The following is a 21,910-nucleotide window of genomic DNA, read 5'->3' as shown; positions in this document are numbered from 1 at the left end:
GGAGCACTGCCGGCATGAACCTGACCAAGGTGGATCTGAACCTCTTCATCGTCTTCGACGCCATCTACACCGAGGCCAACCTGACCCGTGCCGGACAGATCGTCGGCATCACCCAGCCGGCGGTTTCCAACGCCCTCGCCCGCCTGCGCGAAACCTTCAACGACCCGTTGTTCGTGCGCACCGCCCAGGGCATGGTGCCGACGCCGATGGCGCAGAACATCATCGGTCCGGTGCGCAACGCCCTGCAGCTATTGCGCGTTTCCGTGCAGGAAAGCCGCACCTTCAATCCGCAGCAGGCCGGCAAGACCTATCGCATCAGCATGACCGACCTCTCCGAGCAGATTCTCCTGCCACCGCTGTTCCAGCGTTTGCGCCGCCTGGCGCCGAGCGTGTGCATAGAGAGCTTCCTGGCCAAGCGCCGCGAAACCACCAAGGAGCTGGCCGCCGGCCGCCTCGATTTCGCCGTCGACGCACCACTCAATACCGACCCGCAGGTGCGCCACGTCAAGCTGCTGGATGATCGCTACGTCTGCGCCATGCGTCCGGGGCACCCGCTAGCCAAGGAGAAGATCAGCCTCGACGAGTACCTGTCGCTTAGCCATATCCACATCTCCAGCCGCCGCAGTGGCCTCGGTTATGTGGATCTGGCCTTGGGCAAGATGGGCATCCAGCGCAAGATCGCCCTGCGCTCGCAGCACTACCTGATGGCCAGCAGCGTGTTGCAGCAAACCGATATGGTGATGACCGTGCCGGAGCGCTTCGCCCGTCGCCACAACCTGCATCACGTGGCGCTGCCGGTCGGCGACGTGCCGGCGCTGGAAACGCACCTGTACTGGCACGAGAGCACCGACCAGGACCCGGCCAACCGCTGGATGCGCGAGCAGATGATCGAACTGGCGCAGCAGGTCACCGCTCAGGAAAAGAAGGCCGAGCAGGCCGCTACCGCCTGATCGTTCGGCCTAACGCAAGAAGGCCCGCATTTGCGGGCCTTCCTGTTGTTGCCTGATCAATCAGCGTGCGAGCTTGCCATCCACCGACAGCTTGCCGGCACCCTCGAACACCAGCGCCACGCTGATGGCCAGCAGAGCCAGGGCGAACTCGTAGCCGTTGTTGCTCATGAAGAAGCCGTTGGCGAAGTGCACGGTGAAGATCGCCACCAGCATGGTCACCGCCAGCACCGCTGCCGCCGGGCGCACCAGCAGACCGATGATCAGCGCCACGCCGCCGAAGAACTCGGCGCTGCCGGCCGCCAGCGCCATCAGGTAGCCAGGGGCCAGGCCGATGCTTTCCATCCACTGTGCGACACCCGCCAGACCGTAACCGCCAAACCAGCCGAACAGCTTCTGCGCGCCATGGGCGGCGAAGGTGATGCCGGCAACGATGCGCAGGATGGTGATACCGAAACCGGCTTGGCTGGCGGTGATGCTTTTGATCAGGTTGTTCATTGCAAGGCTTCCTGTGTGTGGGGGAGATGGCGCACAGAATATCCAATTTATTCGATTAAAAAACAGCAAAATACCGCTTATATAAATCGAATTATTAGATTGTTATTTGGCCGTCAAACGCCGTCCCTGCGGCTCCAGCAAATAGCGCTCACGGTCATAAGCAAGGTAGTACTTATTCACCGCGTTCACATAGCTCACCACGCCCATGCCCACCTGTTCCATCGCCACACGCTCGACCTGGAAGAACCACTGATTGGGGTTCAGCCCCCGCCTGCGCGCCTCGGCGCGCAGGCTCTGTACCCGTTGCGGGCCAAGGTTGTAGCCAGCCAGCACGAAGGCCATGCGCTCACGCTCGTTGAGTTGCGGGCTGTTGAAGAAATTGCGCCGGATCATCGCCAGGTACTTGCTGCTGGCCTGGACGTTGCCATCGACATTCTGGATGTTGCTCACCCCGACCGTGCGTGCCGCCGCCGGGGTGATCTGCATCAGCCCGGTTGCCCCGCTTGCCCCGCGCGCCAAGGGGTTGAGGGTCGACTCCTTGAATGCCAGGGCGGCCAGCATCAGCCAGTCGAAGCCCTGCTGATCAGCATGCTGCTGCAGCACCGGGCGCACCCGCTCCAGACGCTGGCGCTCGGTGCGCCCCAGGGGCGAATGCACCTTGTACAGGCGACGATAGACACGCTGGAACGCCGCATCCTGATCGGCCGGAGACTGATAGCTGCTGAAAAACCGATCGATACTGGCGCGCAGCATCGGCGCTTCGGGACGTACGAACCATTTCATGTCGCCATCGCGCGCCAGCACCAGATGTCGATCGATACGCAGCTTGGGCATCACCCTGGCCCAGCGCTCGGCAATTGGCAGCTCCACCGCGGTGCGCTCGAAGATGCCGGCCTGGACCATTTCCAGCACATCTTCGATCGCCAGGCTGGGGTCGACCCACTCGACCACGATCGGCGGCAGCTTGCGATCGGCGAGTTGCTGGTTGATCAGGCGCAGGGCCTCCCCCACGGCGCTGCCCGCGGGCAACGACAGGCTGCGTCCGGCCAGTTGTTCAAGGCTGCGGTAGTGCCGGTTACCCTGTTTGGAAACCAGTACCAGCGGCACGTCACGGCGAAACGCCGTGCTGGCACTGACCTCGTGCCCGGTGCGCACGTTGAGCACTTCGCCGGGCGCGACCAGATCGCCCTCGCCGCGCTGCAAGGCGCCGAGCAACTGATCCTTGGCCTTGGGAATGATCTTGAGTGTGAGGCTGCGGCCATCACGGGAATTGCGGTTGAGGTATTGCTCGAATGCGCGCAGACGGTGGTATTCGATGCCGATGCTCTGCCCCTTGACCGAGCCCGAACTGTTGCGGCTCTGGTTGACCAGCACGCGCAACTCGCCGCTGCTGCGGATGGCAGGCAGGTCGCGCGTGCTGCGGGCCTGGCTGCCGACCTCGGGCGGGCCGGCCAGGCGCGCACTGACCGGCAGCGGCAGCGCGGCCAACAGGCACAGGATCAGCAGCAATCGCGACATCGGTTCTCCAGGGAAGGTGGTTGCCCACCGAAGCCTCTTGGGGGTGGTCTGCTCCTCGCCGATGCGCGACAGACGGCAACTGACAGCGAACCTGCCAAACAAGTTCCCCAGGCAGGCAGGGGCGCGGAGAGTGGCACAGGCAAGCGTCAAAGCGCCACCCCACACGCTTGCATCAACCTTGGAAACAGCGAACAAGTTGTTGTTTTGAATCGACTTTCTGACGAATGGACGGCATCTGCTATGCTGCCCCATCGCGTTTTCGCAGGTGGCACCATGCAGCTCGTCGATATTGCCGTCAATCTCACCCACCCCAGCCTCGCCGTGCAGGCCGAAGCCCTGCTCGAGCGTGCCTACGCAGCCGGCGTCTGCCAGATGGTGCTGACCGGCACCAGTCTGAACGAAAGCGAGGCGAGCCTCGCACTTTGCCGACAGCTGGACGTCAGCGGCCAGCGCCTGTTCTGCACCGCCGGTGTTCACCCCCACGATGCCAGTTCCTGGGACGGCGCCAGCGCCAATGCCCTCAAGGCGCTACTGGCACAAGCGCCAGTACGCGCCGTCGGCGAGTGCGGCCTGGATTTCGATCGCGACTTCTCGCCGCGTCCGGCCCAGGAGAAGGCTCTGGAAGAACAGCTGGCACTGGCCGTGGAACTGCAGATGCCGGTGTTTCTTCACGAGCGCGAAGCCAGCCAGCGCATGCTGGAGATCCTGCGCCACTATCGCGACCAGCTGCCCGCGGCGGTGGTGCACTGCTTTACCGGCGAGCGCCGCGCCCTCTATGCCTACCTCGACCTCGACCTGCATATCGGCATCACCGGCTGGGTCTGCGACGAGCGTCGCGGCACGCACCTGTACCCGCTGCTCAAGGACATTCCTGGCGAGCGCCTGATGCTGGAGACCGATGCGCCTTTCCTGCTGCCGCGCAGCTTGCGGCCGAAACCCAGGAGTGGGCGTAACGAGCCGGCCTACCTCGGCGAGGTATTGCGCGAGGTGGCTTTGCATCGCGGTCAGCGCGAAGACGCGCTGGCAGCGCAAACCACTGCCTGCGCCCGGGCGTTCTTCGGCATGCCGGCCATACTCGATGAACCGGCACCAGAGTCTTGATTGACGTCAAGGCTCCGGCTGCCTCACCACGGCATACTGCTGGCAAATAGCCAATAGTGAACGCAGCAGGACGGATATCACAGCATGGGCGCCTGGATCAGCGATCTCTCTCTCAAGTACAAGTTCTGGGCGGTCAACGCCGTCGCCTTCGTCATCAGCCTGATGCTGGTGCTGTTCGCCCTGCACACCGAGCAGCAGGCGCGCAGCGCCGATGCCCGGCAGGCCGCCTCAGAGCAGGCGCGCCTGCTGCAACAGTGGCCACAGCAGGCGGCGCTGCCGTCGGCGGACAACGTCCAGCTGCTGCAGGGCAACACCCTGCCGGGTGCTCAAGGCGCACCTGACGCCAGCGGCTGGCAGGCCATGGCGCATGATGCCTGGTTCAGCGACTTGCCGGTGATCGGTGCACAACGCACCACTCTCAGCGATGGGCGCCAACTGGCGATCCTGGCTCGCGCGCCCAGCCTGTTCGATCTGTTCACCCAGCATGCGCTGACCTACGCCGTCGCAGTCGCCGTCCTCATGCTGTTGCTGCTGGCCGCCTCGCAGCTGTTGATCCGTTTTCTGCTCAGCCACCTCAACACCCTCAAGGACGTCATGCTGCAGGCCGAGCGCAGCGGCGACCTGTCCCTGCGCGTACCGCTGGATAGCCGCGACGAGGTCGGACAGATGGCAGCCGCGTTCAACGCCATGCAGGCCGGCTATCAGCGCGTGGTCGGTACGGTCGGCCAGGTGGCCAGCGAACTGAACAGCGGCACCCGCGACATGGCGCAGCGCATGGGTGCCGTGCGCCAGGGCATGCTCAGCCAGCAGAGCGAAACCGACCAGGCCGCCACCGCGATCAACGAGATGTCGGCAACGGTGCAGCACATCGCCGAGCACGCCGGCACCACCCGCGACCAGTCGCTCAACGCCGATCAGCTGGCCCGCGCCGGCCAGCAGGTGGTCGAACGGGTCGAGCAATCCATCGCCGCCCTGTCGCAAGGGGTACGCCAGAGCGCCGGCAGCATCGAGCGACTGGCCGAGGACAGCCAGCACATCAGCCGCGTGGTTGGGGTGATCCACGGCATCGCCGAGCAGACCAATCTGCTCGCTCTCAACGCCGCCATCGAGGCCGCCCGTGCCGGTGAAATGGGCCGCGGCTTCGCCGTGGTCGCCGACGAGGTGCGCAACCTGGCCAAGCGCGTACAGGACTCCACCGACGAGATCACCCAGATGATCGGCCATCTGCAGGACGGTACCCGCGACGCCGTGGAGTTCATGCGTGAAAGCTCGGAGAACGCCAACCACTGCGTGCAACTGGCGCAGGAGGCCGGCGAAGCGCTGGCGGCGATCACCGCCGCCGTGGCGCTGATGCGCGACAGCAACACGCAGATCGCCGTGGCCGCCACCCAACAGAGCCAGGTCGCCGAGGAAATGAGCCGCTCGGTGGTCGGCATCCGCGACGTCACCGAGCAGACGGTCGGCCAGACCCTCGAATCGGCCGCCACCAGCCAGCAGCTTGCACAGTTGGCAGGCGAGCTGAACAGGGCCATCGGCCAATTGCGTCTGTAACCCGGAGACGCGGCACGAACCTATCTGCCCCATAGTCAGGGGCAATTCGCCGCGCACCCCCGACGGCCCTAGACTCGAATCATCGAGTCGAGGACCGCATCATGAGCAAACGTCATCCCAACCTGCTGGCCTGGCAATGGCGCCACTACGCCGACCAGCACAAGCATCCCACCAATCTGCTGCTGCACCTGATTGCCGTGCCGCTGTTTCTGCTGTCGCTGGTGGTGCTGTTGATCGGACTCTGGCAACTTAGGTTCGTACCCCTGGCGCTGGGCATCATCGGCCTGATCGCCTCTCTGGCGCTGCAGGCGCATGGCCACCGTCTGGAACAGCAGCCAGCCGAGCCCTTCAGCGGCAAACGCGACGCGGTGAAACGCCTGCTGCTGGAGCAGTGCGTGACCTTCCCGAGGTTTCTGTTTAGCGGCGGCTGGTGGCGCGCCTGGCGCAAGCGCAAGTAGCCGGCGTCAACCGAACACCGTCACGGTCTGCCGGCTCAGGGCGATCAACTCGCCGGCCGGGCTCCACATCGCCGCCGCCACGTGGCCGTAGCCATCGCGAGCATGCTCGATGTCGGCACGATACAGGCACCAGTCCTCGCTGCTGAGGCTTTGCAGGGGCTGCACGAACTCGATGGTCCAGGTCAGCGAACTGCCCGGCGCCGGGCTCTTCAGATGCGGCAGCACTGCCGGCGGCCAGGCATCGACCAGGGCCAGCAGATGCGCCTCGCTGAGCGCCTGAGCCTCGCCCTCGCCGCGCAGGCGCACCCAACCGCCCATCTGCCGTGACGGATTGTTGCTGAACGGCATGCCGCCGATGCCCCAGCGCATGGCCAGAAAGCGGGTGAACTCGGGGGTGACATGGCGCACGTAGGGCAGCTCCTGGCACTGCTCGACCGGCGCAATCTGCGGTGCAGCCAGAGCCTCCACGGCGATCGCCGACGGGCGCGACGCACCGAAACTGCCCTGCACCACCGTCACCACCTGGCCATCCTGGATTGCGCGCAGGAACATCTGGCTGACCGCCTTGCCCTCGCGCAGCACTTCGGCCTGGAAGCTGACCGGCACATCCGGCGCCACCGGACCGACGAAGGTGATCGCCAGCGAGCGCACCGGCCGCCCCTCTGGCACCTTGGCGCGCATCGCTTCGAACGCCAGCGCGGCCACCAGACCACCGAAGCTGGCGCGCCCCTGCCCCCACTCGGCCGGAATGATCACGGCAGCGGGGTCGCGACGCACCGCGTCGAGCATCTCGGAAAAGATCATAGGCACCTCATGGCTTATCGATGGCGACGATCTTAGGGGATGGCGACGGCTGAACGATAGCCCGACAAAACGCCTAAACGGTCATATTGGCGGCGAAAATGTCGCCTTATCTTCACTGGGGAAATCGCCATACAGCGCCAGCAAGGCATCGTCGGCACGGCGCTCGGCCGCCTGCTGGGCCTGCAGCCAGGCGGCCCGGCATGGGCGCAGGGCGCTGAGGGCTTCGGCCTGTGCCAGCCATTGCACATGATCGTGCCAGTCGCCCAGGGCGCCTTGCGCGCGCTTGAGCCGCTGCTGCGCCACCTTGGGCAAACAACTCTGCCGCGGATAGGCCTCGGCAGCGTAGCGCACGCGCTTGATCAGCAGGCGCAGGCGATGGCGGTCATGCTCTGGCTCGCGCAATGCACGCGCCAAGCGCCTTTGCTGACGGCGCAAGCGGCGCCGGATGCGTTTCTCCACATCGCCCAGCTGGCCCTGCCTGGCCGCTTCACGCCAACTGCTCGGCCAGCCGTCGAGCAGCAGCAGAAGATCCGCCAGCTCGCGGCTGTGGGCGATCGCGGCATACCCGGCAGCGCGCTGCGCATCCGCGGTCGGCGCCAGATGCGCCAGCCCGAGACGCTCGAGCTCGGCCCCCAGCACCTCGCGATCACGCAGCGGCCCGCTGAGCCGACCCAGCACGGCAGCGCCCTGCTCCAGAGCATCCACGGCCGGCAGGCCACGCAGCGGACGCAGCAGGCTGCGCAGCTGCCGCAGGGCTACGCGCAGGTCGTGCAGCGCCTCTGCGTCGGTACAGTCGATCAGTCGCGCCCGGCAGCTGTACAGACGCACCTGCAACGCCAACACGCGTTCCAGGCAATCCTCGATGAAATCGCTCATGCTCGTTCCTCCCGCACGACGAGGGGCCGCATCCCCTCACACCTGTGACCGGCGGCCCCGCCCAGTTTCTTCAACAGCCGGCTATCGCGGCAGGCGCCAGGGCAAAGCCCTGCGCAAATCGCTCAATGCGCGCTGCAGGGTCGCCCGCGAAGCCGGCTCGCCGGCATAACGCTGCTGCTCGAAGCAACGCGCGAATGCCTCGATCTGCGCCGCCTGATCGGGCAGTTGCCGGGCAGCGCGCGAGGCGAAGGCACGCGCGCCCTCGCCGGGCTCGCGCCTGACCTCATGGCGCGCCAGCAGGCGCTCGAACTTGCGAAACACCTGGCGCTGCGGATCGGCACGCTGCTGCCAGGGCTTGAGCAGCCAAAGTGCCAGCAGCCCCAGCAGCAAACCACCCGTGCCCACCAGGCCCAGCGCCAGGCGCTGCCAGTCGAGGCTGCCGAACCAGTTCTGCAGCAGCTTCAGCTGCTGCTCACCCTGGTAACCCAGTACCCAGCGCTGCCAGCCGTAATTGAGATTCTCCCAGCTCATGCGCAGCTGGTTGAGCCAGGCCAGCTCGCGGTAGCGCAGCGGTGAAAAAGGCTGGTCGTCGAGGAAGCCCTCCTCCTCGCCCAGGGCCTGCTCCAGGCCCTGCTCGATACGCTCGGGCGCGACCTGGAAGGTGGGATCGACGCTGCGCCAGCCCTGCCCGGGCTGCCAGTACTCGACCCAGGCATGGGCGTCGAACTGGCGCACCTGAATGTAGTTGCCGTTGGGGTTGAACTCGCCGCCCTGGTAACCGGTGACGACCCGCGCGGGAATACCCGCCGCGCGCAAGACGAAGGTCATGGCGCCGGCGTAGTGGGCGCAGAAGCCGCGCCGGGTATCGAACAGGAACTCGTCGATGCTGTCACGCCCCAGCGGCTGCGGACGCAGCGTGTAGACATAGGGCTCACGGTTGAAATGCTGCAGCACTGCCGCCACCAGCGCATCGCTCTGCGGATGCTGCGCCTTCAACTCGGCCGCCCAGGCCCGAGCGCGCGGATCACCCTGCTCGGGCAACTGCAGCGCCTGGCGTAGGCCAGGCGGCTCGGCCTGCGCCTCACGCGTCGCCTGTGGCCAGGAGCGCACCTGGTACAGCAGCGGCCGGTCCACCGGGCGCAGCCGCTGCCAGCGGAAGTCGCTCATCATCCGCCCACTTTCCGCGGTCACCTCGCCAACGTCCAGGGCGAACAGCCAGCGCTTGCCGCTGGGCTGCATGATGATGCTGTAATCCAGCGGCTCGCCGGCCCTGCTCCACTGCGGCGCGACCGGCACCTCGGCGTAACTGGACTGCGACCAGCGCCGGCCATCGAAACGCTCCAGCGTCAGCGCCCGCCAGTACAGCTGCCCGCGTGGCGGCGCCTCACCGTCGAAGCTGGCGCGAAAGGCCAGCGCCGAAGACCGGCTGAGCTCGGCGATATCGGCAGGCTCCATGCTGTCCGACAGGCCGGTGACGCCCTTGTCGCTGGGCAGCGGCAGCGACCACAAAGGCCCCATGCGCGGGAAGAACACGAACAGCAGCAGCATCAGCGGTATCGCCTGCAGCATCAGGCCACCGGCCAGGCGCAGGGTCGGCCAGGGGCGCTCGGCGAAACCACTGTGCTGCAGGCCGACCAGCGCAGCCAGCAGCGCCGTGACCGGCAACAGGCTGTAGAGCGCGGCGAGGATGCCGTCCTCGAACAGGTAGGCGGTCACCACGCAGAAGAACCCGAGGAAGATCAGCACCAGCGCATCGCGCCGCGTGCGCATTTCCAGCAGCTTGAGGATGAAGGTGGCGATCAGCAGCACCGCCGCTGCATCCAGTCCCACCAGCGTACCGCGCGACAGCAGGATGCCGGCCAGCACCAGCAGCACCAGCCCGCCCTTGGCCCAGCCCTTGGGATAGCGTGCGCGCATGCGGAAGATCTGCACACGCCAAGCGGCAGTGCCCAGCCACAGTGCGATCATCCACAGCGGCAAGTGCACCAGATGCGGCACGATCACCAGCACCTGGGCGACCAGCAACCAGACCAGGGCGACCCGTGGAATCCCCGGCAGACTGCTCATGAGTGCGCTCCGAACAATGCCAGGGCGCGCAGGCAGGCATCGCGATGGCCTTCGCCATAATCCGGGGCGATCACCTGTCCCGGCAGTTGCAGACCGAATGCCTGCTGCCGTTCGGAAAACTGCAGCACCCAGTGACACAGCAGCGAAAGACGCATTTCGCTGTCGCCGCCCAGGCTGTCGAAGTCCAGCCACAGATCACGTCCGCTGAGCATGGCGAAGTCCTTGACCAGCAGGCCCTGGCCGCGCGAATAGGCCTTCCAGTCCAGGCGCCGCTTCGAGTCACCCGGCTGGTACTCGCGCAGGCCCTGAAAATCGTCGGCGCCCTGGCCGCGAGCACGCATGCCCTCGTCCTGCTCCTCGTCACCCAGGCCCGCCGACAGCGGCAGATCGCCTTCCAGCGGCCGCGGGTAGACCAGCACCGCCTGGTCCAGGTCGACCCAGCTCCAGGCTACCAGCAAGCCCAGGGGGAAACGGCTTTCCACCCGCAGGCGCTCCGGCCGCAGCCAGCCGCGCCGCGTGGCCGGCAGGCTCAAATCCACCTCGGTCTGGCCGTCGCGCGGCACGTCGCGCAGCACCAGTTCGGCGGGCGGCCAGCCCAGCGCGATGGCCTGGTGCTCGCGCTCGCGGCTTTCCAGGCGCACGCGAAAACGCGCCTGCTCGCCGACGAATACAGCACCACCGCCACCCGCCTTGAGTACCAGGCCGGCCAGGTTGCGATAGGTGTGCAGGATGGTGACGACGAATACCGACGCCAGCAGAAAGGTCAGGCCATAGGCCAGGCTGTTCTGGTAGTTGATGCCCACCAGCAGCATCAGCAGCAGCGCCACGGCAAACGCGCCGCCTACCCGGCTGGGCAGAATGAAGATGCGCCGCTGGTTCAGGCGCACGCTGGCTGCCGGCGGAATACGTCTGGCCAGCCAGCGCCGCCAGAGCGGTTTCAGCGCAGCGCGCATCAGAGTGCCGGCACTTCGCGCAGCAGCCATTGCACCAGGCTGCCGCCACCGTGGCCGGTAGGGTCGGCGCGCTCGCGCAGGCGATGGCCGACCACCGATGGCAGCACCGCCTGTACGTCCTCGGGGATCACGTAATCGCGCTCGGCCAGCAATGCCCAGGCCCTTGCCGCGGCCAGCAGCGCCAGGCTGGCGCGCGGCGACAGGCCCCAGGCGAACTGCGGCTGGCTGCGCGTCGCCTCGACCAGGCGCAGCACGTAGTCGACCAGCGCATCGCTGGCGCGCACCTTGGGTACTTGCGCCTGCAGGCGGGCCAGCTCGGCATGGTCGAGAATCGGCTCGATGCGCGGCAGCAGGTCGCGCCGGGCGTCGCCCAGCAGCAAGGCGCGCTCGGCGGCTTGCGCCGGATACCCCAGCGACAGGCGCATGAGAAAGCGGTCGAGCTGGGACTCGGGCAGGGCGAAGGTGCCGCCGCTGCTGACCGGGTTCTGCGTGGCGATGACGAAGAACGGCTCGGGCAGCGGCCGGGTCGCGCCCTCGATGGTCACCTGGCCCTCCTCCATGGCCTCGAGCAGCGCACTCTGGCTCTTCGGCGTGGCGCGGTTGATCTCGTCGGCCAGCACCAGCTCGGCGAAGATCGGCCCGGGATGAAAGACGAACTGGCCGCTGTCCTTGTCGAATACCGAGGTGCCGAGAATGTCGCCCGGCAGCAGGTCGGAGGTGAACTGGATACGCTGGAAACTCAGCCCCAGCACGCGCGCCAGGGCATGGCTCAAGGTGGTCTTGCCCATGCCCGGCAGGTCTTCGATCAGCAGGTGCCCGCGCGCCAGCAGGCAGGTCAGCGCCAGGCGCACCTGCGCCTCTTTGCCCAGCAACACCTGATTGACCGAGTCGAGACAGGTATCGAGTTTGCTTCGCATCGTTCGCTCCTTATGCAGAACGTCGATGCTACTGGGGCGCCGGCACGCGGCATAGCGCGGCGCAAACTTTACTCACGAATCTGTGAGGCCAGCCGCTATGCCAGGCGAAATTGTCCGGCCATGCCCTGCAGCTCGCGCCCCAGCTCGGCCAGCTGGATGCTCGAGGCGGCCGTCTCGTCCATGGCCGTGGCCGACTGATCGGCGATATCGCGGATCGAGGTGACACTACGGTTGATTTCCTCGGCCACGGCGCTCTGCTGCTCGGCCGCCGCGGCGATCTGCTGGTTCATCTCCGAGATCAGGCTCACCGCCTCGGCAATCGCCGCCAGCGCGCCCTCGGTCTGGTTGGCATCGCCAACGGTCAGGCTCACCAGGCTGGCGCTCTGCTCCATGTCGCTCACGGCGCGGCGGCTGCCCTCGCGCAGGGCCTCGATCAGCGACTCGATTTCCGCCGTCGATTGCTGGGTACGTTTGGCCAGGGCACGCACCTCATCGGCGACCACGGCGAACCCGCGCCCCTGTTCACCGGCGCGCGCCGCCTCGATGGCGGCATTGAGCGCCAGCAGGTTGGTCTGCTCGGCGACGCTCTTGATCACATCGAGCACCGCATCGATGCGCTGGGTATCCTGGCTCAGGCGCTGGATGCTCTGCGTGGTGGCCTCCATCGCAGCGGCCAACTGTTCGATGCGTTGCAGGGTCTGCCGCACCACCTGGCTGCCGGCACCTACGCGCTGGTCGGCCTGCTCGGTGGAAGCGGCTGCGGCTTCGGCGTTGCGTGCCACCTCGTGTACGGTGGCGGTCATCTCGCTCATCGCGGTGGCGACCTGGTCGGTTTCCAGCTTCTGGCCATTGACGCCCTGGCGGGTCTGCTCGGCGGTTGCCGAAAGCGTCTGCGCCGAACTGGAAATCTGCGCCACCCCGCCCTGCAGGCGGCCGACCATTTCCCGCAGGTTGCCGGCCATGCGCTGCATGGCGGCGAGCAGTTGGCCGATCTCGTCACGCCGATCCTGTTCGATACGCACGCTGAGATCGCCGGCGGCGATGGACTCGGCCAGATCGATCACCCGCTTGAGCGGACGCACGATGGCCAGGCTGATGATGATCGCCGCTCCCAGACCGAACAGCAGGGCCAGTGCCGCTGCCGCGATGATCAGGCCACTGCTGGCCTGGCGCTGGGCATGCATGGTCTGGCGCTGGGTTTCCAGGGCCAGCTCGACGCGTTGCAGCAGTTGCTCGACCTGAGCGACCAGTTGCCCGTAAACCTGTTTCTGCTGCTGCAGCTGGGCGGCGTATTCCTTGAGGCGCTCGTTGAAGGAGTCGACATTGACCACCACCTCACCGAGTACCGCGGCATAACCGGGGTCATCCAGCGCATCGCGCAGTTCCGCAGCCAGGGCCTGTGCCTCGCCGGCCTGGGCGATTTCGCTCTGCTGCTGGGTATCGCTGCGCCGGCTGGCCTCCAGACGCTGGCGCGCCTGGTCCAGCGCCTGCAGCAGCAGCTGGTGGATCTTGCCGACCTTGCCGGCCTGCAGCACCGAATCGCCGCCCTGCTCGCCCTGGCTGCTCTTGAGCAGGTCGACGCCATCCTCGGACAACCCTTCCTGCAGCAGATCCAGGCTGTTGGCGGCGCTGACCACCAGCCAGTCGGCGGCCTGCAGCGACAGCTGCATGTTGTCGGTGAGCTCGACGTAACGGGCAAAGGCGCTGCGGTAGTCGGCCAAGGCCGGTTCGACCTGCGCCATGATCGCGGCGGTATCGCTGTCCAGTTCGGCTTGCAGTGCCTGCCCGGCCTGCAGGATGGCCTCGGCCTGCTGAGCCAGGCGCTCGGCCTGCTGACTGTCGCCACTCAGGGCGAACGCCTGCTCGCTCTGGCGCATGCGCAGCACCTGTTCGCCCAAGGCGTTCATGCGCTGCTGCAGCTCGGCGCCGGCACTGACCTCACGCAGCGCCAGCAGACCGGTCGCGGCCACCAGGGCAGTCAGAATCAGCACCAGCGCAAAACCCAGCATCAACTTGCCGGCCGTACTCAGACTGGCCAAGCGCTTGCCCAACGAGCCACCCATGACAACCCCCTGCCTACCGCAGCCAGCTCCGAATTCTGGAACATAGGAGCGCGATGCTGCTGGCGACAAGCCAGCAGGCAGCGAGATGGCCGGGAAAGCTAACTGGAGGTCGTTTTCAGAACGGGTTCAGGGGCGCTGCATCTGGAACAGGTCCCGCGTGCGGCAGTAGGCGCTGCCGCCCAGGCGCCCGACCAGGTCGAGCTTGAGCGGGTCGAGACGCCCCTGCTCGTTCAGCACCGCATCGTCGACGTGCGCCAGCAGCACCTCGGCGAAGACCAGATGGCAGCTGGGCCGCTGCGCCGGATAGGGCTGGATCTGCGCCACCCGACACTCGAAGGTCACCGCAGCGCCGGCGACCCGCGGCACGTCGATACGCTCGCATGGCAGGCTGGCGATGGCGCAGTGGGCGAACTCGCTGACCTCGTGCGGCAATATGGCCGCACTGGCATTCATCGCCTCGGCCTGGGCGAAGCTGACCAGCTGAATCGCCAGTTCACCGTTGGCCTGGGCATTGCGCAGGCTGTCCTTGAGGCTGCCATCGTCACGGGTATTGACGTTGACCAGCAGGGTCGGCGGGTTGTCGCTGATCACCTGGAAGAAGCTGAACGGCGCCAGGTTGGCCACGCCGTCGGCCGAACGCGTCGAAACCCAGGCGATCGGCCGCGGCGTGACGCTGGAAGCCAGCCAGCGATAGGCCTCGAGCGGGCTCAGCTCGGCGAAATCGAGCTGCATCAGCGCCCCGCTCGCGATTCGCGGATATAGAAGCGCGCACGCTCGGCCTTGCTGGTGCAGCCTTCGTAGGCTTCGAACTGCTGCTGGGTCTTGGCAGCGGTCAAAAGCGACAGCGCCTTGGAATAGCTCACGGTACCGGCGAAGCCTTCGGCCTCGGCGATGCTCAGCTCTTTCCAGGCGGCATCCAGCTGATTGGCGCAGGTTTCGCGGTAAACGGTCTTGCCGGCGCAGCCGGTAAGCGTCAGCGCCAGCAGCGGCAAACAGATCCAGTGTTTCATCGACCACACTCCTCGGACGGATATGACTACGGATTGAAGCTTAGGACGTCGGCGCCCCGGGAAAGTGCCCGCTTCGCTGGCGCAGGTACTCCACCACCGCCTGCTGCTCGCCGGCGAACTCGATGCGTGCGGCCTTGCTCTCGCGCTGGAACACGTACATGGGATCGTAGTACTCCACCAGCAAGGCTTCGATCCAGCCGCGATGGGTATCGACCTGGCCATCGCGCGCCTGCTCCTCCAGCGCCTGGTCCATGATCGCCGCCAGCCGCTGGTAACGCTCGCCACCAAGACGCCGGGTGATGTTGGCCAGGCTCTCGCGCAGGCGTGCGGCAAAGGCGGCAAACCCGGCCTCCGCGCCCTGTACCGCGACGAACTCGGCGCACAGCTCGACCACGTAGGCCTGCAGGATACGCTCGACGCGATCGGCCAGGCTGTCTTCCAGCCACACCAGTGGATAGTGCTGCATGCCCTGATAGAGCGGCAGCGGCAAGGAGCAACGACCGATCAGACGCGCCTCGTCTTCCAGCACGAACTGCTGCTGCCCGGCGGCGCGGCGCTTGAGCAGGTCGATGGCCAGAACGTTCTCGAAGTCGATCTGCGCGGGCTGGGCACTGGCACGCTTGCCGAAACTGGAGCCGCGATGATTGGCATGCGCCTCCAGGTCCACGGCGTTGCCCAGCTGCGCGAGCACCTCGGTCTTGCCGGTGCCGGTCATGCCGCCGACCAGAACGAAATCGCACTCGGCCACTGCCTGCTCGGTGGTTTCCAGAAGGAAGGTGCGCATGGCCTTGTAGCCACCGACCACCCGCGGGTAATCGATACCGGCCTCGCTTTTCAGCCATTGCTGGACGATCTGCGAGCGCAGGCCACCGCGGAAGCAGTACAGGTAGCCATCGGGATTGGCCCTGGCAAAGGTCGCCCAGGCCTCGATGCGTTCGGCCTTGGTGCGGCCGCTGACCAATTGATGCCCGAGTTCGATGGCCGCCTGCTGGCCGTGCTGCTTGTAGCAGGTGCCGATCTTCTGCCGCTCGATGTCGGTCATCAGCGGCAGGTTGGTCACGCCGGGGAAGGCGCCCTTGAGAAATTCCACCGGTGCCCGGGTATCCATCATCGCCCGGTCGTTGAGGAAAAGATCGCGGTAATCGGTGCAGTCGTTGCGCATCAGAGCACCTCGACCGCGTAGCGCTGTCGCTCGACCATTGCGCCGATGGGCGCCAGGTTCAGCCCCAGCTCGGCAGCCACGGCGAGGAACTCGGCCTCGCCTTCCGGCGCCACCGCTATCAGCAGGCCGCCGCTGGTCTGCGGGTCGCACAGCAGCAGCTTGGCCAGCTCCGGCAGCGGCGCGATCTTCTCGCCATAGCTGTCGAAGTTGCGCAAGGTGCCGCCGGGTACGCAGCCCTGCTCCAGGTAATGCTCGACGCTGTCCAGACGCGGCACGCGAGCGAACTCCACGCGCGCGCTGAGGCCGCTGCCATCGGCCATCTCCACCAGGTGGCCGAGCAGGCCGAAACCGGTCACGTCGGTCATCGCCCGCACGCCGGCCAGCTTGCCGAAGCGGCTGCCGGGTTTGTTCAGGGTGCACATCCAGTCACGCGCCAGGCCGACGTCCTCGCCGCGCAGCTTGGCCTTCTTCTCCGCGGTGGTGAGGATGCCGATGCCCAGCGGCTTGGTCAGGTAGAGCTTGCAGCCGGCCGTGGCGGTGTCGTTGCGTTTCATGTTGGCTTTGCTCACCAGGCCGGTGACCGCCAGGCCGAAGATCGGCTCGGGCGCGTCGATGGAATGGCCGCCGGCCAGCGGGATGCCGGCCTCGTCGCATACCGCACGGCCGCCGCGAATCACCTCGCGGGCCACTTCCGGCGCCAGTACGTTGACCGGCCAGCCGAGGATGGCGATGGCCATCAGCGGGTCGCCGCCCATGGCGTAGATGTCGCTGATGGCATTGGTGGCAGCGATACGGCCGAAATCGTAGGGATCATCGACGATGGGCATGAAGAAGTCGGTGGTGGAAACCACCCCGCGTTCCTCGTCGATGGCATAGACCGCCGCGTCGTCGCGCGAGGCGTTGCCCACCCACAGCCGCGGATCGAGGTTCTGCGCGCCGCTGCCGGCGAGGATCACTTCCAGCACCTTGGGGGAAATCTTGCAGCCGCAACCGGCGCCATGGCTGTACTGGGTCAAACGGATTGGCTCGCTCATGTCTCTCTCTTGCATCGACCACTGGCGGCGGATTCTAGCAAAGACCGCCTTGGCGCAGCGCCTTTGCGCGAGTAAGGTCGATGCATCGGGGGGGATTTTCCTATGAGCAAGAGAGTGGCGCTGGTGCTGGGCTCGGGGGGCGCGCGCGGCTACGCCCATATCGGCGTGATCGAGGAGCTGCAGGCGCGCGGCTATGAAATCGGCTGTATCGCCGGCTGCTCCATGGGTGCGGTGGTTGGCGGCATCTTCGCCGCCGGCAAGCTGCGTGAATACCGGGAATGGATAGAAAGTCTGGATTACCTGGACGTGCTGCGGCTGCTCGACGTCAGCTTCCGCCTCGGCGCCATACGCGGCGAGCGGGTGTTCGGGCGGATCCAGGAGATCGTCGGTGAAGTGGATATCGAGAACCTCAGCATCCCCTTCACCGCCGTTGCCACCGATCTGACCAACCAGCAGGAGATCTGGTTTCAGGAAGGCTGCCTGCACCAGGCGATGCGCGCCTCGGCGGCGATTCCCAGCCTGTTCACCCCGGTCGTTCAGGGCAAGCGCATGCTGGTCGACGGCGGCCTGCTAAACCCGCTGCCGATCGTACCGGTGGTGTCCAGCCACTGCGATCTGATCATCGCGGTCAACCTCAACGCCACCAACCAGAATCACTACCAGCTGCCGGTCATCGAGCGCCCTGCCGCGCTCAAGGGCCGCATCGACCAGCTGATGACGTCGCTCGGCTCGCGCCTGCCAAGCTTTCGCCGCAAGAGCGAGGACGAAACGCTGCTGCTGGCCGACGCGCAGCGCGTCGCCGATGAACTCAGCCCGGCGGCGGCGCCCAGCCGCAAGGCCGGCGACGAGGCAGCGCCGAAGTCTGCCAGCGGCTCGCGTGTTGCCGAGCTCAGCGGGCCGGCGTCACTGCTGGAACTGGTCAACCAGAGCTTCGAGGTGATGCAGACCTCGCTGGCCCAGTACAAGATCGCCGGTTACCCGCCGGACGTACTGATCAACGTACCCAAGCGCGCCTGCCGCTTCTTCGAGTTCTACAAGGCGCCGGAGCTGATCATGCTGGGCCGGCAGATCGCCCGCGACACCCTGGACAAGTACGAAAGCGAACGCGGCTGAGCAGCCTCAGCCGCGCGCCTGCTCGCCCGGCAAGGGCTTGTCCACCACCTGTTCGGCCGGCGGCGCCTTGTCCGCCACCCAGTCGCTGAGCAGGCTGTAGGCCACCGCCAGGAGTGTCGGGCCAAGGAACAGGCCCATGAAACCGAACGCCAGCAGGCCGCCGAACACGCCCAGCAGTACCACCACCAGCGGCAGGTTGCCGCCGCGACTGATCAGGTAAGGCTTGAGAATGTTGTCCACGCCACTGATGACGAACATGCCCCAGACGCCGAGGAACAGGGCGAAACCGTAGTCGCCCTGCCACACCAGCCAGGCGGTGGCGGGAATCCACACCAGCGGCGGCCCCATCGGAACCAGGCTGAGGACGAAGGTGAGGATGCCCAGCACTATCGCCCCCGGCACCCCGGCGATCCAGAAACCGATCAGCGCCAGCAGGCCCTGGGCGGCGGCGGTGCCGATCACACCGTTGACCACCCGCTGTACGGTGCCGGCCACCAGTTCCAGATAGTGGTCGGCGCGCTCACCGATCAGGCGCTCCAGCAGGCCGTGGACGAACACCGCCAGACGCGGGCCGTCACGGTAGAAGAAGAACACCAGTACCAGGCTCAGGGCCAGCTCCAGCATGCCGCCCCCGAGCTGCGCGCTGCGCGCCAGCAGCCAGTTGCCGACCTGGCCGAGATAGGGCCTGAGGGAGGCGAAGAAGGCTGCGCCCTGCTGGTCGATGGTCAGCCACAGCGCAGCCAGGCGCTCGCCCACCAGTGGCAGGCCGGCCAGCCAGGCCGGCGGTGGCGGCAAGCCTTCGACCTGCAGGTCCTTGATCAGCGCGTTGGCGTCCTTGATGTGGTCGGCCAGGTTGAAGCCCAGCCAGATCAGTGGGGTGGCCACCAGGATTATCCAGCCGCAGGTGAGAATGCCCGCCGCCAGTGACAGCCGGCCATTGAGCAACTGGGTCAGCAGACGCATCAGCGGCCAGCTGGCGAAAGCCAGCACCGCAGCCCAGAACAGCGCCGACCAGAACGGTGCCAGCACCCAGAGGCTGGCCGCGAGCAGACCGAGCAGAAGAATCTGCACCAGCAGACGATCATTAGTGGCCACGAATCGAAACTCCCTTCGCCAGAACGACAAAGCGCCCATGATGGGCGCTCTGAATAACCGCTTCGTATCACAGCTTAGCGCAATAGACGCACCGTCAGCGCTTCGTCCGAGCCTTCAGCCAGTTCCAGACGCGCTTCGCGCACGCGCTGCTCGATCAGCGCCCCACGCCAGTCCTGCGCCTGGCTGCCGGCGAGGCTGACACGCAGGGTGCTGTCGAGGTTCAGGCTGCGTGCCAGCACCTCCACCCAGGCGCTGTCGGCCTTGGCCTCGCCGGGCAGCCTCAGCTGGCCATCGGTACGCAGTTGCCGCAGCAGGGTCGCAGGCGTAGGCAGAAGTTCGCCCAGCGGCGTGCCGGCATCCAGTTGCTCGGCGTGCAGATAGGCGCGGCGGTTGCCGCGGGTGATGCTGTACAGGGCCAGCAGGCTCTCGTGATTCGGCTCGGCCAGGCGCAGCAGCGCGTAGGCCTGCTGATCGTCCGAGCCGTACAGCGTGGCATTGCCGAACACCGCGTTGGCCCACAGGTTGCTGGCACCACACTCACGTCCCTGGCACCAGTACAGCAGCTCGGCCCCCTGCTCCAGCAGCGCCTCGCGCGAAGCGTTGAATACCTGGTCGGCGCTGTGGGTGCGCGGCAGCTCGTAGGTCACCGCGCTGTGCTGGCCCTGCACGAGAATTTCACGCTCGTAACGCAAACGCCCGCTGATGCGGCGGATCGAACCCTGCGGATAGATGCGCTCGACGTCGGGCGCCTCCTTGAACGCAACGATCTGGCTGGCAGGAAAACGTGGCAGAACCTCGAGATCGCGGCTGCCAGGAAGATCGGCCGCCAGCACGGCGCCGCTGCAGAGGGTGGCCAGCGCTGCGCCAAACAGCTTCATGCGCCCCATCATCGAAACGGACCCTGTTGCGGGAAAATGGCGGGCGGGCTTGCGAAGCGGTGGGTGACGACGTTGAACGGGTCGATCATGCGATCCTCCATGGCAGACCGCCACACCTTTCCCCACGGCCGCTGGCAAGTCAAGGCGAGCGCAGGAATGGATTGAAACAATCCGCTACGAGCTGCGCACCGGTTTCGTCGTCCAGGTGCAGGTGGTGCCCGCCCGGCAGGCGGTGCACCTCGAAGGGCAGGTCCTGCAACAGCGCCCGTACGGCCGGTTGCGCGCCCATCATGCCCTGCTCTGCCAGCACCAGACTGACCGGGCATTGCAGCGCGCGCACGAAGGCCTGGGCATGTGCCCAGCTCAGGCGCAGGGGCGAAGGCAGCGTCAGGCGGCTGTCGGTACGCCAGGTGTAGCCGCCAGGCACGGGCATCAGTCCACGCTGGGCCAGCAGTTCGGCCGCTTCGCGGCTGACCGCGCCGACGCCCTTCATGCGCGCCTCGACCGCGCGCGCCATCTCGGCATACACCGGCTTGCGCTTGTCGCTCAGCGCCTGCCTGGCCCGCAGCGCCTCGCCGAGCTTGGCCGGTGCCTGCTCGGCTTCGCCGGTATAGGGCACCAGGCCGTCGATCAGCGCCAGGCGGGCGATCCGCTCGGGCATCGCGGCTGCCAACAGCACCGCGGTGATCGCGCCCATGGAATGCCCCAGGATGGAAAATCGCTGCCAGCCAAACTGCTCGGCGACCTGCAGCACATCGAAGGCGTAGTCCCACAACGCATAACCGGCGCCGGCGGCACGATGATCGGAGTGGCCATGGCCGGCAAAGTCCAGGGCGACGATGCGCAGCCCCTGCAGCTTGGGCGCCAGGCGCGCGAAGCTGGCCGCATTGTCCAGCCAGCCATGCAGGGCCAGTACCGGCAAACCGTCCTCCGGCCCGTACAGATGAGCCGCCAGCTCGATATGCGGCAGACTCAGGCGGACTTCCTCGAACCCCGTGCTCATGCGCTTTTCTCCTGGCTGGAGGCCCAACGGGTGAACAGCTGACGCAGCAGCTCGGCGGTCGCCTGGGGGCGTTCCAGCGGAAACATGTGGCCACCCGGCAGATGGTGATATTCGGCGCGCGGCATGCGACGAAGCAGGCGGGCGTGATGCGGCAGCACCACGCGACTGTGGCGCCCGCGCACCATGGCCAGCGGCACCGCCAGCTGCTGCGGCCGCCCCGGCGCGGTATGCGGCACGCTGCGATAGATGCTGATTTCGGTGGCCGGATCGAATTTCAGTCGCAGCCCCTGCTCGGCCATCTGCAGGCCATGACTGACATAGGCATCCAGGCATTCGGGATCGAAACGGCGGAACAGGCTCTTGCCGGCGAAGTAATCGCGCGCCTCGGCCAGATCGTTGAACGCCTCGCGCCGGCCCAGGGTACGCCCGGCCGGCGTGATGCGATCGATGAAGCCGAAGCGCTTGGCGGCGCGGATCACCATGCGGTCGGCCAGGGTCAGCACCGGCGAGTCGAGCATCACCACGCCGCGGTACAGCTCGGGGCGGAGCAAGGCCGCGTGGTAGTGCAGCACGCCGCCGAGGGAATGGCCGACACCCCAGACCGGCTCGGCGCCGCCTTCCAGGTGGTGGATCAGCTCATCGACCAGGTTCGACCAGTTGTCATTGACCGGAAAACGCGGGTCGTGGCCATGCTGCTCCAGGTGCTGCACCTGAAAATCCGGCGCCAGCGCCGCGAACAGCTTACCGTAGGTGGCCGAAGGAAAGCCGTTGGCATGGGCGAAGAAGATCGGCTGCGGCATGCATCGAACTCGAAAAGGCGAACATCCCGCGATTTTCCGGCAGCCGTCGGCAGGCGGCAATG

21 protein-coding genes are annotated in these 21,910 nt (G+C 66.6%); 5 read left to right on the top strand and 16 right to left on the bottom strand.

What is annotated here, in order from left to right; genetic code table 11:
- Positions 1-14: 14 nt before the first annotated feature.
- Entirely contained in the window at positions 15-950 is a 936-nt protein-coding gene (locus tag BLS61_RS06345) for a LysR family transcriptional regulator (protein ID WP_090428930.1), read from the top strand.
- Between the two features lie 60 nt (positions 951-1,010).
- Here BLS61_RS06345 and BLS61_RS06340 read toward each other — a convergent pair whose 3' ends face one another.
- Positions 1,011-1,445: a DoxX family protein gene (locus BLS61_RS06340; protein WP_090428928.1), complete on the bottom strand. Its 435-nt coding sequence runs from the start codon at positions 1,443-1,445 to the stop codon at positions 1,011-1,013.
- 102 nt (positions 1,446-1,547) lie between these two features.
- The gene (locus tag BLS61_RS06335; protein ID WP_090428925.1) at positions 1,548-2,963 is read right to left on the bottom strand and encodes an MltF family protein; all 1,416 of its coding nucleotides are present in this window, start codon (positions 2,961-2,963) and stop codon (positions 1,548-1,550) included.
- Between the two features lie 273 nt (positions 2,964-3,236).
- On the opposite strand from BLS61_RS06335, the gene BLS61_RS06330 reads away from it, so the two are divergent.
- The 3 genes from BLS61_RS06330 (at position 3,237) to BLS61_RS06320 (ending at position 6,073) form a co-directional block, all read left to right on the top strand.
- Positions 3,237-4,064: a TatD family hydrolase gene (locus tag BLS61_RS06330; protein ID WP_090429169.1), complete on the top strand. Its 828-nt coding sequence runs from the start codon at positions 3,237-3,239 to the stop codon at positions 4,062-4,064.
- A gap of 84 nt (positions 4,065-4,148) precedes the next feature.
- Positions 4,149-5,615, top strand: a complete 1,467-nt coding sequence (locus BLS61_RS06325; RefSeq protein ID WP_090428923.1) for a methyl-accepting chemotaxis protein — start codon at positions 4,149-4,151, stop codon at positions 5,613-5,615.
- 101 nt (positions 5,616-5,716) lie between these two features.
- A complete protein-coding gene (locus tag BLS61_RS06320) occupies positions 5,717-6,073 on the top strand; it encodes an Mpo1-like protein (protein ID WP_090428920.1) in 357 nt (118 codons plus the stop codon).
- A 6-nt stretch (positions 6,074-6,079) separates the two neighbouring features.
- Here the strand turns inward: BLS61_RS06320 and BLS61_RS06315 are convergent, their stop codons facing one another.
- The 10 genes from BLS61_RS06315 to selD all read right to left on the bottom strand — a co-directional run bounded on the left by BLS61_RS06315 (position 6,080) and on the right by selD (position 16,959).
- Positions 6,080-6,877: an acyl-CoA thioesterase gene (locus tag BLS61_RS06315; protein WP_090428917.1), complete on the bottom strand. Its 798-nt coding sequence runs from the start codon at positions 6,875-6,877 to the stop codon at positions 6,080-6,082.
- An 81-nt stretch (positions 6,878-6,958) separates the two neighbouring features.
- The gene (locus BLS61_RS06310) at positions 6,959-7,753 is read right to left on the bottom strand and encodes a CHAD domain-containing protein (protein WP_090428914.1); all 795 of its coding nucleotides are present in this window, start codon (positions 7,751-7,753) and stop codon (positions 6,959-6,961) included.
- An 81-nt stretch (positions 7,754-7,834) separates the two neighbouring features.
- The gene (locus BLS61_RS06305) at positions 7,835-9,820 is read right to left on the bottom strand and encodes a transglutaminase TgpA family protein (protein WP_090428911.1); all 1,986 of its coding nucleotides are present in this window, start codon (positions 9,818-9,820) and stop codon (positions 7,835-7,837) included.
- Positions 9,817-10,773 carry a DUF58 domain-containing protein gene (locus BLS61_RS06300; RefSeq protein WP_090428908.1) on the bottom strand — a complete coding sequence of 319 codons (957 nt, stop codon included), beginning with the start codon at positions 10,771-10,773 and terminating at the stop codon, positions 9,817-9,819. The genes BLS61_RS06305 and BLS61_RS06300 overlap by 4 nt, the downstream gene beginning before the upstream one ends.
- Positions 10,773-11,690, bottom strand: coding sequence for an AAA family ATPase (locus BLS61_RS06295; RefSeq protein ID WP_090428906.1), 918 nt, complete (start codon positions 11,688-11,690; stop codon positions 10,773-10,775). Before BLS61_RS06295 ends, BLS61_RS06300 begins: the two co-directional genes overlap by 1 nt.
- A gap of 95 nt (positions 11,691-11,785) precedes the next feature.
- The gene (locus BLS61_RS06290; RefSeq protein ID WP_090428903.1) at positions 11,786-13,753 is read right to left on the bottom strand and encodes a methyl-accepting chemotaxis protein; all 1,968 of its coding nucleotides are present in this window, start codon (positions 13,751-13,753) and stop codon (positions 11,786-11,788) included.
- A 126-nt stretch (positions 13,754-13,879) separates the two neighbouring features.
- A complete protein-coding gene (locus tag BLS61_RS06285) occupies positions 13,880-14,485 on the bottom strand; it encodes a flavin reductase family protein (protein ID WP_090428900.1) in 606 nt (201 codons plus the stop codon).
- Positions 14,485-14,763 (bottom strand): hypothetical protein, encoded by a 279-nt coding sequence (locus tag BLS61_RS06280; protein ID WP_090428897.1) that lies wholly within the window; start codon positions 14,761-14,763, stop codon positions 14,485-14,487. The genes BLS61_RS06285 and BLS61_RS06280 overlap by 1 nt, the downstream gene beginning before the upstream one ends.
- 40 nt (positions 14,764-14,803) lie before the next feature.
- Positions 14,804-15,925, bottom strand: a complete 1,122-nt coding sequence (gene mnmH / locus BLS61_RS06275; RefSeq protein WP_090428894.1) for a tRNA 2-selenouridine(34) synthase MnmH — start codon at positions 15,923-15,925, stop codon at positions 14,804-14,806.
- Positions 15,925-16,959 carry a selenide, water dikinase SelD gene (gene selD, locus BLS61_RS06270; protein WP_090428889.1) on the bottom strand — a complete coding sequence of 345 codons (1,035 nt, stop codon included), beginning with the start codon at positions 16,957-16,959 and terminating at the stop codon, positions 15,925-15,927. Before selD ends, mnmH begins: the two co-directional genes overlap by 1 nt.
- A 102-nt stretch (positions 16,960-17,061) precedes the next feature.
- Here selD and BLS61_RS06265 point away from each other — a divergent pair, with 102 nt between their 5' ends.
- Entirely contained in the window at positions 17,062-18,072 is a 1,011-nt protein-coding gene (locus BLS61_RS06265) for a patatin-like phospholipase family protein (RefSeq protein ID WP_090428885.1), read from the top strand.
- A 6-nt stretch (positions 18,073-18,078) separates the two neighbouring features.
- Here the strand turns inward: BLS61_RS06265 and BLS61_RS06260 are convergent, their stop codons facing one another.
- The 4 genes from BLS61_RS06260 to BLS61_RS06245 all read right to left on the bottom strand — a co-directional run bounded on the left by BLS61_RS06260 (position 18,079) and on the right by BLS61_RS06245 (position 21,848).
- The gene (locus tag BLS61_RS06260; protein ID WP_090428883.1) at positions 18,079-19,167 is read right to left on the bottom strand and encodes an AI-2E family transporter; all 1,089 of its coding nucleotides are present in this window, start codon (positions 19,165-19,167) and stop codon (positions 18,079-18,081) included.
- 74 nt (positions 19,168-19,241) lie between these two features.
- Positions 19,242-20,045: a DUF4892 domain-containing protein gene (locus BLS61_RS06255; RefSeq protein ID WP_090428880.1), complete on the bottom strand. Its 804-nt coding sequence runs from the start codon at positions 20,043-20,045 to the stop codon at positions 19,242-19,244.
- A gap of 139 nt (positions 20,046-20,184) precedes the next feature.
- Entirely contained in the window at positions 20,185-21,048 is an 864-nt protein-coding gene (locus BLS61_RS06250) for an alpha/beta hydrolase (RefSeq protein WP_090428877.1), read from the bottom strand.
- The gene (locus BLS61_RS06245; RefSeq protein WP_090428874.1) at positions 21,045-21,848 is read right to left on the bottom strand and encodes an alpha/beta fold hydrolase; all 804 of its coding nucleotides are present in this window, start codon (positions 21,846-21,848) and stop codon (positions 21,045-21,047) included. Before BLS61_RS06245 ends, BLS61_RS06250 begins: the two co-directional genes overlap by 4 nt.
- Between the last annotated feature and the right edge of the window lie 62 nt (positions 21,849-21,910).

This window comes from Ectopseudomonas guguanensis (genome assembly GCF_900104265.1).
In the GTDB taxonomy this organism is placed as follows: Bacteria; Pseudomonadota; Gammaproteobacteria; order Pseudomonadales; family Pseudomonadaceae; genus Aquipseudomonas; species Aquipseudomonas guguanensis.
The sequence above is the reverse complement of the archived record's forward strand: the minus strand, read 5'-3'. Positions and strand labels throughout refer to the sequence as shown.